At 63.7% G+C, this 17,635-nt stretch carries 14 protein-coding genes; 8 read left to right on the top strand and 6 right to left on the bottom strand.

The annotated features are described in order from the left end of the window. The first annotated feature begins 94 nt into the window (after positions 1-94). From AB5Y64_RS09500 to purF, 6 genes are all read left to right on the top strand, one after another. A complete protein-coding gene (locus AB5Y64_RS09500; RefSeq protein WP_041211364.1) occupies positions 95-2,599 on the top strand; it encodes a DNA translocase FtsK in 2,505 nt (834 codons plus the stop codon). A 77-nt stretch (positions 2,600-2,676) separates the two neighbouring features. Next, a complete protein-coding gene (gene lolA, locus AB5Y64_RS09495) occupies positions 2,677-3,285 on the top strand; it encodes an outer membrane lipoprotein chaperone LolA (RefSeq protein ID WP_039039163.1) in 609 nt (202 codons plus the stop codon). Between the two features lie 67 nt (positions 3,286-3,352). Continuing rightward, entirely contained in the window at positions 3,353-4,690 is a 1,338-nt protein-coding gene (locus AB5Y64_RS09490) for a replication-associated recombination protein A (protein WP_368203684.1), read from the top strand. Positions 4,691-4,972: 282 nt separating this feature from the next. Next, positions 4,973-6,268: a serine--tRNA ligase gene (gene serS / locus AB5Y64_RS09485; protein WP_039039009.1), complete on the top strand. Its 1,296-nt coding sequence runs from the start codon at positions 4,973-4,975 to the stop codon at positions 6,266-6,268. Between the two features lie 175 nt (positions 6,269-6,443). Beyond that, on the top strand, positions 6,444-6,935 hold the full coding sequence (locus tag AB5Y64_RS09480) for a CvpA family protein (protein WP_010674522.1): 492 nt from the start codon (positions 6,444-6,446) through the stop codon (positions 6,933-6,935). A gap of 18 nt (positions 6,936-6,953) precedes the next feature. Then, positions 6,954-8,474, top strand: a complete 1,521-nt coding sequence (purF, locus tag AB5Y64_RS09475; RefSeq protein ID WP_010674523.1) for an amidophosphoribosyltransferase — start codon at positions 6,954-6,956, stop codon at positions 8,472-8,474. 89 nt (positions 8,475-8,563) lie between these two features. Here the strand turns inward: purF and AB5Y64_RS09470 are convergent, their stop codons facing one another. Both AB5Y64_RS09470 and ascF read right to left on the bottom strand, forming a co-directional pair. Then, on the bottom strand, positions 8,564-9,994 hold the full coding sequence (locus tag AB5Y64_RS09470; RefSeq protein ID WP_368203682.1) for a 6-phospho-beta-glucosidase: 1,431 nt from the start codon (positions 9,992-9,994) through the stop codon (positions 8,564-8,566). A 30-nt stretch (positions 9,995-10,024) separates the two neighbouring features. After that, on the bottom strand, positions 10,025-11,482 hold the full coding sequence (ascF, locus tag AB5Y64_RS09465; protein ID WP_368203681.1) for a PTS cellobiose/arbutin/salicin transporter subunit IIBC: 1,458 nt from the start codon (positions 11,480-11,482) through the stop codon (positions 10,025-10,027). Positions 11,483-11,735: 253 nt separating this feature from the next. Between ascF and AB5Y64_RS09460 the strand changes: the two genes are divergently transcribed. Then, on the top strand, positions 11,736-12,746 hold the full coding sequence (locus AB5Y64_RS09460) for a LacI family DNA-binding transcriptional regulator (RefSeq protein ID WP_319911263.1): 1,011 nt from the start codon (positions 11,736-11,738) through the stop codon (positions 12,744-12,746). A 93-nt stretch (positions 12,747-12,839) separates the two neighbouring features. Then, positions 12,840-13,598: a tRNA-(ms[2]io[6]A)-hydroxylase gene (locus AB5Y64_RS09455; RefSeq protein ID WP_368203680.1), complete on the top strand. Its 759-nt coding sequence runs from the start codon at positions 12,840-12,842 to the stop codon at positions 13,596-13,598. A gap of 138 nt (positions 13,599-13,736) precedes the next feature. Here the strand turns inward: AB5Y64_RS09455 and AB5Y64_RS09450 are convergent, their stop codons facing one another. From AB5Y64_RS09450 to AB5Y64_RS09435, 4 genes are all read right to left on the bottom strand, one after another. Next, on the bottom strand, positions 13,737-14,522 hold the full coding sequence (locus tag AB5Y64_RS09450) for an ABC transporter ATP-binding protein (RefSeq protein ID WP_039039015.1): 786 nt from the start codon (positions 14,520-14,522) through the stop codon (positions 13,737-13,739). A gap of 82 nt (positions 14,523-14,604) precedes the next feature. Next, on the bottom strand, positions 14,605-15,603 hold the full coding sequence (locus tag AB5Y64_RS09445; protein ID WP_010674529.1) for an oligopeptide/dipeptide ABC transporter ATP-binding protein: 999 nt from the start codon (positions 15,601-15,603) through the stop codon (positions 14,605-14,607). A 79-nt stretch (positions 15,604-15,682) separates the two neighbouring features. Beyond that, positions 15,683-16,576, bottom strand: a complete 894-nt coding sequence (locus AB5Y64_RS09440) for an ABC transporter permease subunit (protein WP_010674530.1) — start codon at positions 16,574-16,576, stop codon at positions 15,683-15,685. An 89-nt stretch (positions 16,577-16,665) separates the two neighbouring features. Further along, positions 16,666-17,625: an ABC transporter permease subunit gene (locus AB5Y64_RS09435; RefSeq protein WP_202039991.1), complete on the bottom strand. Its 960-nt coding sequence runs from the start codon at positions 17,623-17,625 to the stop codon at positions 16,666-16,668. Between the last annotated feature and the right edge of the window lie 10 nt (positions 17,626-17,635).

Genomic DNA, 17,635 nt, shown 5'->3' with positions numbered 1-17,635 from the left:
GCCCGCCCTCAGGCACTGGCTGACAATCGGTGGGCTTTTCAGGGATACTAGGCCCCCTATCCCCGCATTCATGTTTTCACAAAGGAGCCGGAGTTTGGCCGATAAAAAGCTGTTTACTCCTTTATCAGGTACACAACGGATCTTCGAGGCCGTCTTGATCGCCATCACCCTGATGGCTGCCTATCTTTTGCTTGCCCTGCTGACCTACCATCCCGCCGATCCCGGCTGGTCGCAAACCTCCTGGCAAGGGGAGGTGAAGAACCTCGCGGGCAGCGCAGGTGCCTGGCTCGCCGACATCACCATGTTTACCTTCGGGGCCTTCTCCTATCTGGTGCCCCCTCTGGTGGTGCTGCTTGGCTGGAGCCTGTTCTGGCGCCCGAGCAAGCTGCTGGAAGTGGATTACCTCACCCTGTCGGTACGGATCATCGGCTTCGTGCTGACGGTGCTTGGCATGTCCGCCATCGCCAGCATGAACTTCAACGACTTGCAGAACTTTTCCGCCGGCGGCCTGGTGGGGGATGTGATCGCCTCAGCCGTGGTGCCGCTCTTTGGCGGCGTGGGGGCCAACCTGATGCTGCTCTGCTTCGTGGCGACCGGCATCACCCTCTTTACCGGCTGGTCCTGGCTCACCATCGTCGAGCGCATCGGTGCCGCCTGCACCGGCTCAGTCAGCGCCATCTACCATTTCCCCACCACCCTGGGCCGCTGGCTCACCGGTGGTTGGCGCCAGCCCCGCTATGAGGGGCCGGATCCCCTGCTGGAAGGGGGCGTGGGCAGCTTCGATCAGGAAGAGGATGACGAAGACCCCCACGGCAGCTGGACACGCAACCCCAAGGCGAAGAATCGCGCTCAAAAGACAAAAGCTGACGAATGGCTGCCGGAGCTTGACGAAGACACCTTCCAGTTCGATCCGCAGTTTGACGACGAAGAGGACGAGGCTCCGGCGCCTGCCGCCAAGGGCAAGCGCGTGGCCAATGGCCGTCCGCGTCCTGCCGTGCGCCAGGAAGAAGATGACCTCGACTTGCCCTGGGCGGAGGGGGATGACGAACCCGATGCTCCCGTTGCCGCTGCGCCGGTGAAAGCCAAGCGCCGTCCCCAGCCCGGTCTGGCCCCTTTGCCGAGCATCGATCTGCTGGACAGGCCGCCCGCCAAGACCCAGATGATGAGCAAGGACGAGCTGGAGCGCATGGGCCGGCTGGTGGAGGCGAAGCTCGCCGATTACAACGTGCAGGCCAAGGTGGTGGGCGTCTATCCCGGTCCCGTCATTACCCGCTTCGAACTGGACCTGGCGCCGGGCATGAAGGCGAGCAAGATCACCAATCTTTCCCGGGATCTCGCCCGTTCTCTCTCTGCCAGCAGCGTGCGGGTGGTGGAAGTGATCCCGGGCAAGACGTTCGTCGGGATCGAGCTGCCCAACCGGGTACGCCAGACCGTCTACCTGCGGGAGACCCTCGACTGCGAGGCGTTCGCGGCCAGCCGCAATCCGCTCACCATGGGGCTGGGTCAGGACATCGCGGGGGAACCCGTGGTGGTGAACCTCGCCAAGATGCCCCACCTGCTGGTGGCCGGTACCACGGGCTCGGGCAAGTCGGTGGGGGTGAACACCATGATCATCTCCATGCTCTACAAATCCTCCCCCGAGGATCTGCGCTTCATCATGATCGACCCCAAGATGCTGGAGCTCTCGGTCTATGAAGGCATTCCGCATCTGCTGACCGAGGTGGTCACCGACATGAAGGATGCCGCCAACGCCCTGCGCTGGTGCGTAGGCGAGATGGAGCGTCGTTACAAGCTGATGTCCGCGGTCGGGGTGCGCAACCTCAAGGGGTACAACGACAAGGTGTTGGCCGCCATCGAGGCGGGGGATCCCTTGGTCGACCCCCTGTGGCGTCCGGGTGACTCCATGGATCAGATGCCGCCGGAGCTGGAAAAACTGCCCCACATCGTGGTGGTGGTGGACGAGTTCGCCGACATGATGATGATCGTCGGCAAGAAGGTGGAGGAGCTTATCGCCCGTATCGCCCAGAAGGCACGGGCGGCCGGTATTCACCTTATCCTCGCGACCCAGCGTCCGTCGGTGGATGTCATTACCGGTCTCATCAAGGCCAACATCCCGACCCGTATCTCCTTCCAGGTGTCGAGCAAGATCGATTCGCGCACCATCCTGGACCAGGGGGGCGCCGAATCCCTGCTCGGCATGGGTGACATGCTCTACATGCCTGCCGGCACCTCCAACCCCACCCGTGTCCACGGTGCCTTCGTCGATGACCACGAGGTACACAAGGTGGTGGCGGACTGGAAACTGCGTGGCGAGCCGGATTACATCGACGAGATCCTCTCCGGCGAGTCGGACGGCGAGGGCGGCGGTGGCGACTTCGGCGGGGGCGGCGATGAAGAGCTCGATCCCCTGTTCGACGAGGCGGTGGCCTTCGTGGTGGAATCCCGCCGTGGCTCCACCTCCAGCGTCCAGCGCAAGTTCAAGATCGGTTACAACCGGGCGGCCCGTCTCATCGAGCAGATGGAAAACCAGGGCATCGTCAGCGCCCCGGGCGGCAACGGCCAGCGCGACGTGCTGGCACCGCCGCCGGTTCGTGACTAAGCCTAACTCCTGTATCATTCTGGCCATGCCCTCTGCGGGCGTGGCCTTTTATCGAGAACCTCCCTATGAAGAGCCTGATGAAAAAACAACTGTTGATGGGTTCCATTCTGCTGGTCGCCAGCAGCCAGGTATGGGCCGATGCGGCCAGTGATCTCAAGGAGAAGCTCTCCTCCGTCAATGTCTTCTCCGCGACGTTTGCCCAGACCGTTTATGACAGCAAGGGCAAGGAGCTGCAAAAGGCGAGCGGCTCCCTGCTGGTGCAGCGACCCAACCGCTTCAACTGGCACACTACCTCCCCGGACGAGAGCCTGATCGTGGCCGATGGCAAGGATGTGTGGGTGTACGACCCCTTCGTCGAGCAGGTCACCGCTCTCAAGATGAAGGATGCGGTGCTCAACACCCCCTTCGTGCTCATCGCGGGCAACGACAACAGCCTCTGGAAGAACTATGACGTGACCCAGGAAGGGGATGTCTATACCGTCACCAGCCGCAACAAGGACGAGCTGATCGCCTCCTTTCGCATCACCTTCGACCGTCAGAACAACATCAGTCGCTTCGACGTGAAAGAGGCCCAGGGCCAGTGGAGCGAGTTCACCCTGAGCAGCTTCAACCGCAAGCCGGTGCTCAAGGGCAACGAATTTGTCTTCAAGATCCCGAAGGGGGTCGAGCTGGACGACCAGCGCTGATGAGCCAGCCGTTACCGGCGTTATCGTCTGACCGGGCGTCATGGACGACCGGTCAGATGCAAGGTCAATGCAGATGAGCAATTTATCCCTGGATTTCTCCTCGGACTTTCGTCCGCTGGCGGCCCGGATGCGGCCGCAAACCCTCGAGCAGTACATCGGCCAGCAGCATATCCTGGGGCCGGACAAGCCCCTGCGAAAAGCGATCCTGGCGGGGCACTGCCACTCCATGATCCTCTGGGGGCCCCCCGGCACCGGCAAGACCACGCTGGCAGAACTGGTTGCCCACTACTGCCAGGCGGAGGTGGAGCGGCTCTCGGCGGTCACCTCCGGCATCAAGGAGATCCGCACCGCCCTCGACAAGGCGAAGGAGAACGGGTGGCGCGGGGTGCGCACCATCCTGTTCGTGGATGAAGTCCACCGCTTCAACAAGAGCCAGCAGGATGTCTTCCTGCCCCACATCGAAGACGGCACCATCACCTTCATCGGCGCCACCACCGAGAACCCCTCGTTCGAGCTCAACAATGCGCTGCTCTCCCGGGCCCGGGTCTATCTGCTCAAGAGGCTGGAGGAGCAGGACATCCTCGCCATGATCGATCAGGCGATGCAGGATGCTCGCGGGCTCAATGACCCTAGCCTGCGCTTTGCCCCCGGGGCCAAGGAGGCGCTGGCGAAAGCCGTGGACGGGGACGGGCGCAAGTCTCTGAACTATCTGGAGCTCCTGGCCGACATGGCCGAGGCCGACAGCTCAGGGGCGCGGGTGATCGACAGTACCCTGCTCGCCGCCGTGGTGGGGGAGCACGTGGCCCGTTTCGACAAGGGCGGCGATCACTTCTACGACCTCATCTCGGCGGTGCACAAGTCCATTCGCGGCTCGGCACCGGATGCGGCCCTCTACTGGTATGCCCGCATGGTGAGCGCCGGCTGCGATCCCCTCTACATCGCCCGCCGCTTGCTGGCCATTGCCTCGGAAGACGTGGGCAACGCCGATCCCCGTGCCATGCAGGTGGCGCTCTCGGCCTGGGACTGCTTCCATCGCATCGGCCCGGCGGAAGGGGAGCGGGCCATCGCCCAGGCCATCGTCTACCTCGCCTGCGCCCCCAAGAGCAATGCGGTCTACACCGCCTGGAAGGCGGCGCTTCACGACGCCAAGAACCTGCCGGACTTCGAGGTGCCGCCGCACCTTCGCAATGCACCGACCAAGCTGATGAGCGAGCTGGGCTACGGCGCCGAGTATCGCTACGCCCACGACGAGCCGGGGGCCTATGCGGCCGGCGAGCAGTACTTCCCCCCGGAGCTTGCCGGCAAGCAGTACTATCAGCCCACCGAGCGGGGGCTTGAGAAGCAGATAGCCCAGAAGCTCGACTATCTGCATGAGCTGGACAAGCAGAGCCCGCGCAAGCGATAGGAAAGACCTTCAGGTTCCTTGCCCGGAAAAGGGCACGGCAAGGGCATCAGGGGAGGGGGTTCCCGGCAAAAACGGGCGCAATAGTCCCTGTTCGGGCGGGGGGGCGGTCTGCTACACTGCCCGTCTGACCCCGGTTGTCTTGGCCTTGCACCATCTTCTTGATTTCGAAGGCCCGATTCCGAAGGCAAAGGGGTGCGCCAACCGATGTTAACTTCCGGATCTGTTTCCCAACCCGGTCACGATGACCCGGGCCCAGATCCCATTAAAAAAAGTAGGTAAACCATGCTGGATCCCAAATATCTGCGCAGCGACATCACCGAAGCTGCCGCTCGTCTGGCGACACGTGGCTACGTTCTGGACGTAGCGGCGGTCAATGTTCTGGAAGAGAAACGCAAGGATCTGCAGTCCCGCACCCAGGAGCTGCAGGCCGAGCGCAACGCCCGCTCCAAGTCCATCGGTGAGGCTGCCCGTCGTGGTGAAGATGTTGCCCCCCTCAAGGCCGAGGTGACCAAGATCAACGACGAGCTCGAGACCAGCAAGGTCGAGCTGGAGGCCCTGCTGGCCCAGCTCAAGGGGATCGCCGACGCCATCCCCAACCTGCCGAGCGAGACCACCCCGGTGGGCCGTGACGAGAACGACAACGTGGAGGTCCGCCGCTGGGGTACCCCGCGTGAGTTCGATTTCCCGGTGCGCGATCACATCGATCTGGGTGAGGCGGCCAAGGGGGTCGACTTCAAGAACGGCGTCAAGCTCTCCGGCGCCCGTTTCGTGGTCATGAAGGGTCAGATTGCCCGTCTGCACCGCGCCCTGGCCCAGTTCATGCTGGACCTGCACACCCTGCAGCACGGCTACACCGAGTGCTACGTGCCCTATCTGGTCAACCCGGACAGCCTGTACGGCACCGGCCAGCTGCCCAAGTTCTCCCAGGATCTCTTCAATACCGGCATCGAAGGGGAAGGGGAAGACGAAGGCAAGGTGCGCAAGTTCTCCCTCATCCCGACCTCCGAAGTGCCGCTCACCAACATGGCCCGTGACGAGATCTTCGACGAGCAGGAGCTGCCCATCAAGATGACCGCCCACAGCCCCTGTTTCCGCTCCGAAGCCGGCTCCTACGGTCGTGATACCCGTGGCCTCATCCGTATGCACCAGTTCGACAAGGTCGAGATGGTGCAACTGGTGCACCCGGAAAAATCCTGGGATGCCCTGGAAGAGATGGTGGGTCACGCCGAGAAGGTGCTGCAACTGCTGGAGCTGCCGTATCGCGTGATGGCGCTTTCCACCGGTGACATGGGCTTCTGCGCCGCCAAGACCTACGATCTGGAAGTGTGGCTGCCGGCCCAGAACACCTATCGCGAGATCTCCTCCGTCTCCAACTGCACCGACTTCCAGGCGCGCCGCATGCAGGCTCGCGTGCGCATCGACGGCAAGCCGCAGCTCATTCACACCCTGAATGGTTCCGGTCTGGCGGTGGGTCGTACCCTGGTGGCCGTGCTCGAGAACTACCAGCAGGCAGATGGCCGCATCGCCATCCCGGCTGCGCTGCAATCCTACATGGGCGGCCTGACCCACATCGGGTAAGCGCTGGTTGCAGACGACAACGCCATGGCATGCCATGGCGTTGTGCATTCTGGGCCCGGGAAACCCGCCGCAAGGGGAAGGGATAGCTCCCTTCGGGCCTGTAACACAATTTTATCAAGCATTGCGCAATCGTTTTTGTTAGACTGCGCCGCAATTTCGCAGGACATCTTTTTCTATGGTCTGGATTGATTACGCCATCATCGGCATCGTCGGTTTCTCCGCCCTCATCAGCCTGGTGCGCGGCTTTCTCAAGGAGGCCATGTCTCTGGTCACCTGGTTCGTCGCCTTTTTCATTGCCAGCCATTTCTATCCTGATCTCGCCGTCTATTTCACCTCTTTCTCCGATGCCATGGTTCGCAACGGTCTGGCCATCGCCGCCCTGTTCGTGGCGACCCTGATCCTGGGGAGCGTGGTGAACTACGTGGTGGGCCTGCTGGTGGAAAAGACCGGGCTTTCCGGCACCGACAGGGTGCTCGGGGTCTGTTTTGGCGCCATTCGCGGGGTGCTGATCGTCAGCGCCCTGCTGTTTTTCATGGATACCTTCACCAGCCTCTCCCAGAGCGACTGGTGGGTGGCGTCCAGGCTGGTGCCGGAGTTCAAGCCGGTGATCCAGTGGTTTTTCGGGTTCATGATGAACTCGTCCAGTTTTCTTCAACAGGTACAGTGACTTCGAGGTAGCAAAGACATGTGCGGTATTGTCGGTATAGTTGGCACCACCCCCGTCAATCAGGCCCTCTACGACGCCTTGACGGTGTTGCAGCACAGGGGACAGGATGCCGCCGGGATCGTGACCATTGACAGTGGAAACTTCCGGCAACGCAAGGCCAACGGTCTGGTGAAGGATGTGTTTGAAGTGCGCCACATGCAGCGCCTGAAAGGGAATATCGGCATCGGACACGTCCGTTATCCCACCGCAGGCAGCTCCAGTGCGGCAGAGGCGCAGCCGTTTTACGTGAACTCCCCCTACGGCATGGTGCTGGCCCACAACGGCAACCTCACCAACGCCAAGGAGCTCAAGGAGCAGCAGTTCAAGGTGGCCCGCCGCCACATCAACACCACCTCGGACTCCGAAGTGCTGTTGAACGTGCTGGCCCACGAGCTGGACTTGTGCGACAAGATGGCGCTGCGCCCGGAAGATATCTTCTCGGCGGTGCGCAAGGTGCACCAGCAGATCCGCGGCGCCTATGCCGTGGTCTCTCTGGTGATCGGCCACGGCCTCATCGGGTTCCGTGACCCGAACGGCATTCGCCCGCTGATCCTGGGTCGCCGGGTCGACGAGCAGGGGCAGGTGGAGTACATGCTCGCCTCCGAGAGCGTGGCCCTCGACGCCATCGGTTTCGAGACGGTGCGTGACGTCGCCCCGGGCGAGGCCATCTACATCACCGAGCAGGGCCAGCTCTTCTCCGAGCAGTGTGCGGAGAACCCGCAGATGAACCCCTGCATCTTCGAATACGTCTACTTCGCCCGTCCCGACTCCTTCATCGACAAGGTCTCCGTCTATGCCGCCCGCCTCAACATGGGTCGCAAGCTGGGCCAGAAGATCGCACGGGAGTGGGATGATCTCGACGTGGACGTGGTCATCCCCATCCCCGAGACCTCCTGCGACGTGGCGCTGGAAATCGCCCACACCCTGGGCCTGCCGTACCGTCAGGGCTTCGTGAAGAACCGCTACATCGGCCGTACCTTCATCATGCCGGGCCAGACCCAGCGCAAGAAGTCGGTGCGCCGCAAGCTCAACGCCATCAGCTCCGAATTCAAGGGCAAGAAGGTGTTGCTGGTGGACGACTCCATCGTGCGGGGCACCACCTCCGAGCAGATCATCCAGATGGCCCGTGAAGCGGGGGCCGCCAAGGTCTACTTCGCCTCGGCCGCGCCGGAAATTCGCTTCCCCAACGTCTACGGCATCGACATGCCCACCGCCAACGAGCTCATTGCCCATGGCCGTGAAGTGGAAGAGGTGTGCAAGCTTATCGGTGCCGACGGCCTCATCTTCCAGGATCTGGAAGATCTGGAAGAGGCGGTGCGGGAGATCAACCCCGAGCTGCGCCACTTCGAGACCTCGGTCTTCAACGGTCACTATGTGACCTCCGACGTGGATCAGGGTTATCTGGACCACCTCAATGCCCTGCGCAGCGACGACAACAAGGCCGTACGCGAGTGGCAGGAAGGGACCAGCAACCTCGAGATCTTCAACGAAGGCAGTTAAACGTTTTCAGATTGCCAGCGTGATGAACAACAGGGGGGCCTCGGCCCCCCTGTTGCATGGATGCGCCTTGCGGCGAAACTGAGGGGGGCTCAGGCCAGATCCTCCCCGTTGCTCGCGATCACCTTTTGGTACCACCAGAACGACTTCTTGCGCCGGCGGGCCAGGGTGCCATGGCCGGCGTCGTCCCGGTCCACGTGGACGAAGCCATAGCGCTTGCTCATCTCGCCGGTGGAGGCGGAGACGAGATCGATGCAGCCCCAGCTGGTGTACCCCATCAGGGGCACGCCGTCCTCGATGGCGTCCCCCATGGCCTCGATGTGGGCGCGCAGGTAGGCGATGCGGTAGTCGTCCTCTATCTCCCCTTGCTCGTTCACTTCGTCCACTGCACCCAGGCCGTTTTCCACCAGGAAGAGCGGCTTCTGGTAGCGATCGTGCAAGGTGTTGAGGGTGATGCGAAGGCCCAGGGGGTCGATGCCCCAGCCCCACTCGCTCACCTCGATGTGGGGATTGCGCAGGGACTTGACCACGTTGGCCTCGCTGGTGTTGCCCGCATTCATGTCGGCGGCGGCGCAGCGGGAGGCGTAGTAGCTGAAGGAGACGAAATCCACGGTGTGCCTGAGGATCTCGTCATCTTCCGGCCCCTTCACCAGGGTGATCCCCTTGTCACGAAACACCCTCTGCGCATAGGCCGGGTAGGCGCCCCTGGCCTGCACGTCGATGAAGAGGAGGTTCTCCCGATCTTTCTGGAGGGCGGTCCAGACGTCGGCGGGCTTGCAGGAGTAGGGGTAGAAGTTGCCCCCCGCCAGCATGCAGCCCACCTGGTTGGCCGGGTTCACCTCGTGGGCGATCCGGGTCGCCAGGGCGCTGGCCACCAGCTCGTGGTGGGCGGCCTGATACTTCACCTGATCCTGGTGCTCCCCTTCCTCGAACACCAGCCCCGCCCCGGAGAAGGGGCTGTGCAGCAGGATGTTGATCTCGTTGAAGGTGAGCCAGTACTTCACCAGGCCGTCGAACTGCTCGAAGCAGGCGCGGGCGTAGCGGGTGAAAAACTCCACCATCTGGCGGTTGCGCCAGGAGCCGTACTCGGTCACCAGGTGCATGGGCACGTCGAAGTGGCACAGGGTCACCAGGGGTTCGATGCCGTGCTTCTTGCACTCCTCGAACAGGGCCCGGTAGAAGGCGATGCCCTCCGCATTGGGCTCCCGCTCGTCCCCCCTGGGGTAGATCCGGCTCCAGGCGATGGAGGTGCGAAACACGGTGAAGCCCATCTCGGCCATCAGGGCGATGTCGTCCTTGTAGCGGTGATAGAAGTCGATGGCCCCGTGGCTCGGGTAGAACTCGTCCTCCCGCAGGGAGAAGCGCTTCTCCTGGCCGAGCTTGACCGCCATGCGGCTCGGGCCGTGGGGGATCATGTCCACCGTGGTCAGGCCCTTGCCCCCCTCGAGATGGGCGCCTTCCGCCTGGTTGGCGGCCAGGGCGCCGCCCCACAGGAAGCCTTCGGGAAATCTTGCTAACGACATTGGTTACCTCTTGTCATGTCTGATAGGGAGTCACGCGCCGGCGGTGGCCTGTGCCTGGCTGGCCGTGACGGGCTGGGGAGCAGCGTTCTCGCCGGGGGCCTCCACCGGGATGTCCTCAAATCCCATCACCAGGGTCAGCACGAAGGAGAGCACCACGGAGAGCGCCATCACGCCGAACACCCAGGCGATGGTCATGGGGTTGGCCGGATCGAAGAACTGCACGCTGGTAAAGAGCCCGGGGGCGGCCATGGAGTGGCTGGCGAGCCCCGCCATGCCGGCGACGGCGCCGCAGACAAAGCCGCTGATGAGGCTCGCGATGAGCGGACGCTTGAGGCGCAGGGCCACACCGTAGAGCGCGGGTTCGGAGATCCCCGCCATGATGGCGGAGGCGGCCGCCGCGAGCGCCGTCTGGCGCAGTTCCGGGTTTCGGGTGCGCCAGGCCACCGCCAGGGACGAGCCGCCAAGAGAGAGATTGGCGCCGATTTCGGAGGGCATGACCATGCCTTCCTTGCCGGTCTCGGCGATGGTCTGGATGATGGTCGGGGTGAAGACGCGGTGCATGCCGGTCATCACCAGCAGGGGCCAGAGCGCCCCCATGATGGCCACCGACAGCCAGCCCAGGTAGTCGTGGACCGTGTAGACCAGGCCGGAGATGGCGGTGCCAATCCAGATGCCGACGGGGCCGATGAAGAGGATGGCCAGCGGCGCCGCGATCAGCACGATCAGCATGGGTTTGAGGAAGTTCTTGGTGACCGCCGGGGTGATGCGGTCGACCCAGCCCTCGATGTAGGAGAGGCACCAGGTCATCACCAGCGCCGGAATGACGGTGTAGGTGTATTTGACCGCGGTCACCGGGACCAGGGCGAAGGTCACCTGCTCCCCTTCGGCGGCTCTGGCCATCAGCTCGATGAAGCTGGGGTGCACCAGCACGCCTGCGATGGCGATGGCCAGGGACATGTTGGTCTTGAACTTGACGGCGGCGGAGGCGGCCACCATCAGGGGCAGGAAGAAGAAGGCCCCATCCCCGGCCACCGTGAGGATGGTGAGGGTCGAGGAGCCTTTCTCCAGCACGCCGGTCATCTCCAGCACCATGGCCAGCAGCTTGAGCATGGAGCCGCCGATGATGGCCGGGATGAGGGGGGACATGGTGCCGATCAGGGCGTCGAGGATGGCGGCGCCCATGCGGCGCAGGCTCCAGCCAGCGGAAGCCTCCGCAAGCGGAGTCTGCCCGCCGCCCTGGGGCAGCAGGGCCAGCACTTCGCGATAGGCGTGGGAGACGGTGTTGCCGATGATCACCTGACACTGGTTGTCCGCCTGCACCACCCCGAGCACGCCCGTGATGGCCTTGAGGGCAGGGCCATTGACCCGGGCGGGATCGCCGAGCACAAAGCGCAGCCGCGTCATGCAGTGGGTCACGGCGACGACGTTGTCGGCGCCGCCGAGTGCGGTGATGACGGTACCGGCCAGAGCCGCATAGTTTTTTGACATCGAGGTAGATCCTTTTCACCAAGTGGGCCTGCTCGCCCCCGCCGCCGCGAAGGGCGGGAACGCGCATGAAACTGAATGTGGAACCGGTTCCATATGGAGTGCGCGGCCTGAGCGCGGGAGACAAGCACCTTGTGCAGCGAGCGTCCGGATCCGTGAATGGGATCACTGAACCCGGGCCAGCACACCATTCGTGCGACGACAAGCCGGGGGCGGTGCAGTACACTGCGCCCCGTTACGAGCAAGGGAGAACACAATGACGACGATGCTGGAGGTGGCAAGGCGGGCAGGGGTGTCGAAGGCGACGGTCTCCCGGGTGTTGTCGGGCAATGGTTACACCAGCCAGGAGACCCGGGACCGGGTGCAGCAGGCCATCGAGGAGTGCGGCTATCGCCCCAACCTGGTGGCGAGGCAGCTGGCGACCAGGCACACCCGGACCCTGGGACTGGTGGTCACCAACACCCTCTACCACGGCGTCTACTTCGGCGAGCTGCTCTCCCAGGTGGCGCGGATGACCGAGGATCGGGGGCGCCAGCTCATACTGGCGGACGGCAAGCACAGCGCCGACGAGGAGCGCCAGGCCATCCAGTATCTGCTCGATTCCCGTTGCGATGGCGTCATCATCTATCCGCGCTTTCTTGGGGTGGAGGAGATGGACGAGATCATCGAGCAGCATGAGCAGCCCATCATGGTGCTCAACCGGCGTCTGAGCCGCCATCCGGCCCACTGCGTCTATGCGGATCAGCAGGCGGCGGCGGAGGCGGTGGTGGAGAAGCTGGTGGCCATGGGGCACAGGGAGATCGCCTTCATTGCAGGCTCTGCGGATTCCCCCACCGGCGCCGAGCGCCTGGCCGGTTACCGGCAGGCGCTGATCCGGCACGGCATCCCCGTGCAGGAGACCTTGATCGCCCCCGGCAAATGGACCCCCGCCTGTGGCGCGGCCGCCGTCTCGGCCTTGCTGGCGCGAGGCGCTCGCTTCAGCGCCCTGGTGGCCAGCAACGATGACATGGCGATCGGGGCCATCAAACGGCTGCACGAAGCCGGTGTGATGGTGCCTGACGAGGTCTCGGTGGTGGGGTTTGACGACATCCCCCTGGCCCCTTACGTCATTCCCGCGCTGTCGAGCGTCAAGATGCCGGTGAACGGGATGATCCAGGAGACCATCAACCGCCTGATCACCATGGTGGAGGAGGGGAGCCGGGACGCACTGCCCGCCTTCAGCGGCACCCTGATCCGCCGCGACTCCCTCAGGCGTCTGACGGGCTGAGCCATGATGGCGGTGGGCAGGCCGGGCGGGATCCGTTAGCATAGGCCCCCCGGCGCCAGGCGCCGCGTGTCGTATCAACAGATGAGAGTTCAGATGGATGACCTGTTAGCCCCCGTTCGCCAGTTCCTGCATTGCGAGACCCCGGATGAGTGGGTGGAAATGGCGCGGGATCCCGCCCAGTTGCCGACCCTGCTTATCGATCACGCCAACTGCGAGAACAAGGCGGCACTCACCGCCCACAGCTTGGTGCGTCGCTACTGCCTGCCCAAGGAGAGGCGTCACCTGCTGCCCAAGCTGACCTTCTACCGGGAGCTCGATGCCTTGCCGGAGAAGGCGGAGATCCTCGGCAAGCGCACCATGGGCGAATCAGACAGGAGCGTGTTTGCCGAGCTGGAGCGCAATCCCCTGCTGCTCCCCATGGTGCGCCTCATCCAGGAGGAGCTGCACCACTTCGAGCAGGTGCTGGAGATCATGGCCGCACGGGGCATACCCTATGGTCCCGTCACCGCCTCCCGCTATGCCCGCAGCCTGCTGACCCATGTGCGCACCTATGAGCCGGCGGCCGTGGTGGACAAGATGATCATCGGTGCCTATATCGAAGCGCGATCCTGCGAGCGTTTTGCCAGGCTGGCCCCTCATCTGGACGAGGAGCTTGGCCGCTTCTATGTCTCCCTGCTGCGCTCGGAGGCGCGTCACTATCAGGACTACCTGGCCCTGGCACAGACGTTCGCAGACGAAAACATCAGCGAGCGGGTGGCCTTCTTCGGTCGCCTGGAGGCCGAGCTCATCTGTTCGCCGGATCCGCAATTCCGGTTCCATAGCGGACTGCCTGTCAGATCTGACAGTTGTTGAGGTGACGGGGGCTGCCTACCATTCCCCTGTTCCTACTACGAGCGACGCAATCACTTTTTGAGCGCAATCCCCCGGCGACTGATGAGACATCAGGCCGGGTTTTTTTATGTCTGGCGCAAGGGGAAACGCGCCGCGGGATCAGCGGCGGTATTCGTTGTTGTAGTTCTGAATGAGGCGGCGGGTGACGTCGTGCTGGGGATCGGCGAAGACCCGCAAGGTCTTGCCGCGCTCCACCACACGGCCTTCGTGCATCACCAGCACCTCGTCGCTGATGTGGCTCACGATCCCCAGATCGTTGGCCACCAGCACATAGCTCAGCCCCATGGTCTCCTGCATCTCCAGCAGCAGGTTGATGATCTGGGAGCGTACCGAAATATCCAGGGTCGAGAGCGCCTCGTCCGCCACCACTATCTTGGGATTGAGGATGAGCGCCCGTGCCAGCCCCACCCGCTGCTGCTGGCCGGCGGAGAGCATCTGGGGATAGAAGAGGGCGTGGTCGGGCAGCATGCCCACCATGCGCAGGGTCTGGATCACCTTCTCCCGGCGCTCCTCCTCGCTCAGGGCCGTGTTGAGGCGAAGGGGGGTCTCCAGGATCTGGCCGACCCGGATTTTCCGGTTAAGGGAGGTGTTGGGGTCCTGGAAGATCATCCGCAGCAACTTGCAGCGGGTCTGGTAATCGCCGTGGACCATGGGTTGCCCCTCGATGGCGATCTCCCCGCCGCTCGGTTCAATCATGCCCGCCAGAATGCGGGCCAGGGTGCTCTTGCCCGAGCCCGCCTCCCCGACGATGGCCAGGGTCTGGCCCACCTCGAGATCGAACGAGAGGGGCTTTATCGCCTCCACCGCGCGGCGCCTGAACAGGCCGGTGCGGTTCTGGTAGGTCTTGCACAGGCCCCTGACCTGCAACAGGGAAGGTTCGGTCACGACGTGGTCTCCTTGGGTGTGCTCGCCGGATAGAGGGGCTGACGGGGCGGGCAGGTGCCCCGGATCAGGGTCTGGTGCCGGTTCATTTCTTCGGTTCTTCCATGTTGAGCGGGAAGTGGCAACTGAACTGATGCCCCTTGACCTTGCTCATCAGCGGCGTCTGCACGCACTGCTTCTGGGCGTAGGGGCAGCGTGGGCCGAGGCGGCAGCCGATGGGCAGGTGCTGCAGCGGCGGTATCACCCCGGGCAGGGTCTCGAGCCGGGACTTGTGGCGCACCAGCTTGTCAAAGTCGGGGATGGATTTGAGCAGGGCATCCGTATAGGGGTGGTGAGGGGATTCCAGGATCTGGTCCCGGGTCCCCACTTCCACCATCTGGCCGCAATACATGATGTTGAGGGTGTCGGTCAGGTTCGCGATGGCGGCGATGTCGTTGCTGATGATGAGGATGGTGGTATTGCCCAGCTTGTTCATCTTGTCCAGCAACCGCAGGATCTGGGAGTGGGTGGTGGACTCCATGGCGCTGGTGGGCTCGTCCGCCACCAGCAGGCGCGGCTGGTTGGCGATGGCCATGGCGATCATCACCTTCTGGCACATGCCGTCTGACAGCTCGTGGGGATAGGCCCGCATGACCTTGCGGTGATCCTTGACCCCGACCCGGTGCAGCAGGGCGATGGCCCGCTTCTTGCGCCACTGGAAGCGCTGCCAGAACTTGCCGGTGAAGGCGCTGGTGGGGATGGCCTCTTCGAGCTGGGTGCCTATCTCCTCCGAGGGGTCTAGGCAGCTGATGGGATCCTGGAAGATCATCGCTATCTCCCGCCCCATGATGCGGCGCCGTTCCTTGGGCGCCATGGTCAGCAGATCCATGTCGTTGAAGCGCATCCGGTCGGCGCGCACCGTCCAGTTGTCCTTCTGGATGCCGACGATCACCTTGGCCACCAGGCTCTTGCCCGAGCCGGATTCCCCCACCAGCCCGCGGATCTCCCCCTCGTTCAGGGTCAGGCTGACTCTGTCCACCGCCTTGACCTTGCCCTGGGGGGTGTCGATTTCGATGGTGAGGTTGCGTATGTCGAGCAGGGGCATCAGCAATGTCTCCCGTTCAGGGCGCAGCCGGGTCGCTCAGGGCGTCCGGGGGCGGGGATAGATAACAAGGCTGGCAACATCAGTCGTTCCCTTCTTTGAGTGCTTCGCGAATGCCTTCGCCCACCAGGTTGGTCACCAGCACGCTGAACAGGATGGCCATCCCGGGCAGGGTCACCGTCCAGGGGGCCAGATAGATAAGATCGCTCGAGTCGGCCAGCATGGCACCCCACTCCGGCTGGGGAGACTGGGCCCCGAGACCGAGGAAGCCCACCGCCGAGATGTCCAGGATGGCGGCGGAGAGGGTGCGGGTGGTCTGGGTCACCAGGGTCTCGACGATGTTCGGCAAGATGGCCAGACGCATGATCCGCTGGGGCGGAGAGCCGTCGAGGCGGCTGGCGATGATGTACTCCTTCTGCATCTCGGCGTGGACCGCGTTGTAGGTCGCCCGGATGAAAGGTGGTATCAACGCGAGCGTGATGGCGATCAGGGTGTTGAACAGACCCGGCCCCAGGATGGCCACGACGATGATGGCCAGCAGCAGGGACGGGATGGAGAGAAGGGTATCGAGCAGGTGATGGAGCACGCTCGACTTCACCCCCTTGCTCATGCCGCCGAGGATGCCGATGGCCGAGCCGATGACCAGCGCGATGAGCACCACCAGCAGGGCGTTGCCGAAGGTGAGCCTGGCCCCGGCCACCAGACGGGAGAGGATGTCGCGCCCCAGATCGTCGGTCCCCAGGAAGTAATCGATGTTGCCGCTGTTGGCCCAGGAGGGGGCGAGCAGCAGGTGGTTGCTGTGCTGATCGTCGATGCCGTAGGGGATCACCAGGGGACCGATGAGGGTCACCAGCAGCAGCAGACCGAAGCACCAGAGTCCCGCCATGGCCAGCGGGTTGCGCCGGTAGGAGGCCCAGGTCTGCTCCAGGGGGGAGAGGATCTTGAGCTCCGGATAGATGTTCGATTTATCGTGCATGATGCAGGCTCCCGTGCTGGTCGCAAGGGGATGGGCACGCCTGTGCGCCGGTGGCCCATGGGCCGCCGTGGTTCATCCACAGACCGCAATCAATCTTGTCTTGCATAGAGTTCTTTACGCCGTGCCGGATACATGATGGTGGTCAGCAGATCGGTGCTGACGCTGATGAAGATGACGAAGCTCGCCACCACCAGGAAGGCGCCGCGGATGGCGGCATAGTCCTGCAGCGCGATGCTGCTCACCAGCCAGCGGCCGATGCCGGGCCAGTCGAACACCACCTCGGTGATCATGGCGGATGTGAGCACGCTGCCAAGTTGCAGCCCCAGCAGCGGCAACACCGGGGGCAGGGCGTTCTTGAGCCCGTGACGCCAGACGATCTGGCGGCGGGAGAGTCCGCGGCTGGCGGCGGCCTTGATGTAGTTCTGTTTCATCACGTCGATGAGGGAGCTGCGCACGTGGCGGATCACCTCGGTGGTGGGCACCACGGCCAGCACCAGGGAAGGCAGTACCAGATGGCGCAGGGCGTCGTGCAGGGCCGCCTCCCGCCAGGGCTCCTGGCTCATCAGCACATCGACGATGGCGATCCCGGTGATGGAGGGCACGTCGTAGAGCAGGCTGATCTGGCCAGAGGAGGGGAGCCAGCCAAGATCCAGGGAGAAGAACATCACCATCAGCAGCCCCAGCCAGAAGACCGGGATGGCATAGCCGACGAGGCCGGCGGCCATGATGGAGAGGTCCGGGCTGCGCCCCTGATAGAGGGCCGCGAGGGTGCCCAGGGGGATACCCACCAGCAGCGAGATGGCGAAGGCGGCGAGGCAGAGGGTCAGGGTCGCCGGGAAGTAGTGACGGATCTCGTCGAGGACCGGCTGGCCGGAGACGCTGGAGAGCCCTAAATCCCCGGCGGCGATGCGCTGGAGGAAGTCAGGATAGCCGTGCCAGAAATCCAGCACCTGGGTGATGAGGCGAAACTCCAGGAGGTAGGCCCCCAGAGTCAGCACCAGGAGGGTGATCACCAGCAGGGTGATGCGGCGCAGGATATAGAAAAACATGCTTATGCCT

The organism is Aeromonas sp. R5-1 (assembly GCF_040908265.1).
Classification (GTDB): domain Bacteria; phylum Pseudomonadota; class Gammaproteobacteria; order Enterobacterales; family Aeromonadaceae; genus Aeromonas; species Aeromonas caviae.
The sequence above is the reverse complement of the archived record's forward strand: the minus strand, read 5'-3'. Positions and strand labels throughout refer to the sequence as shown.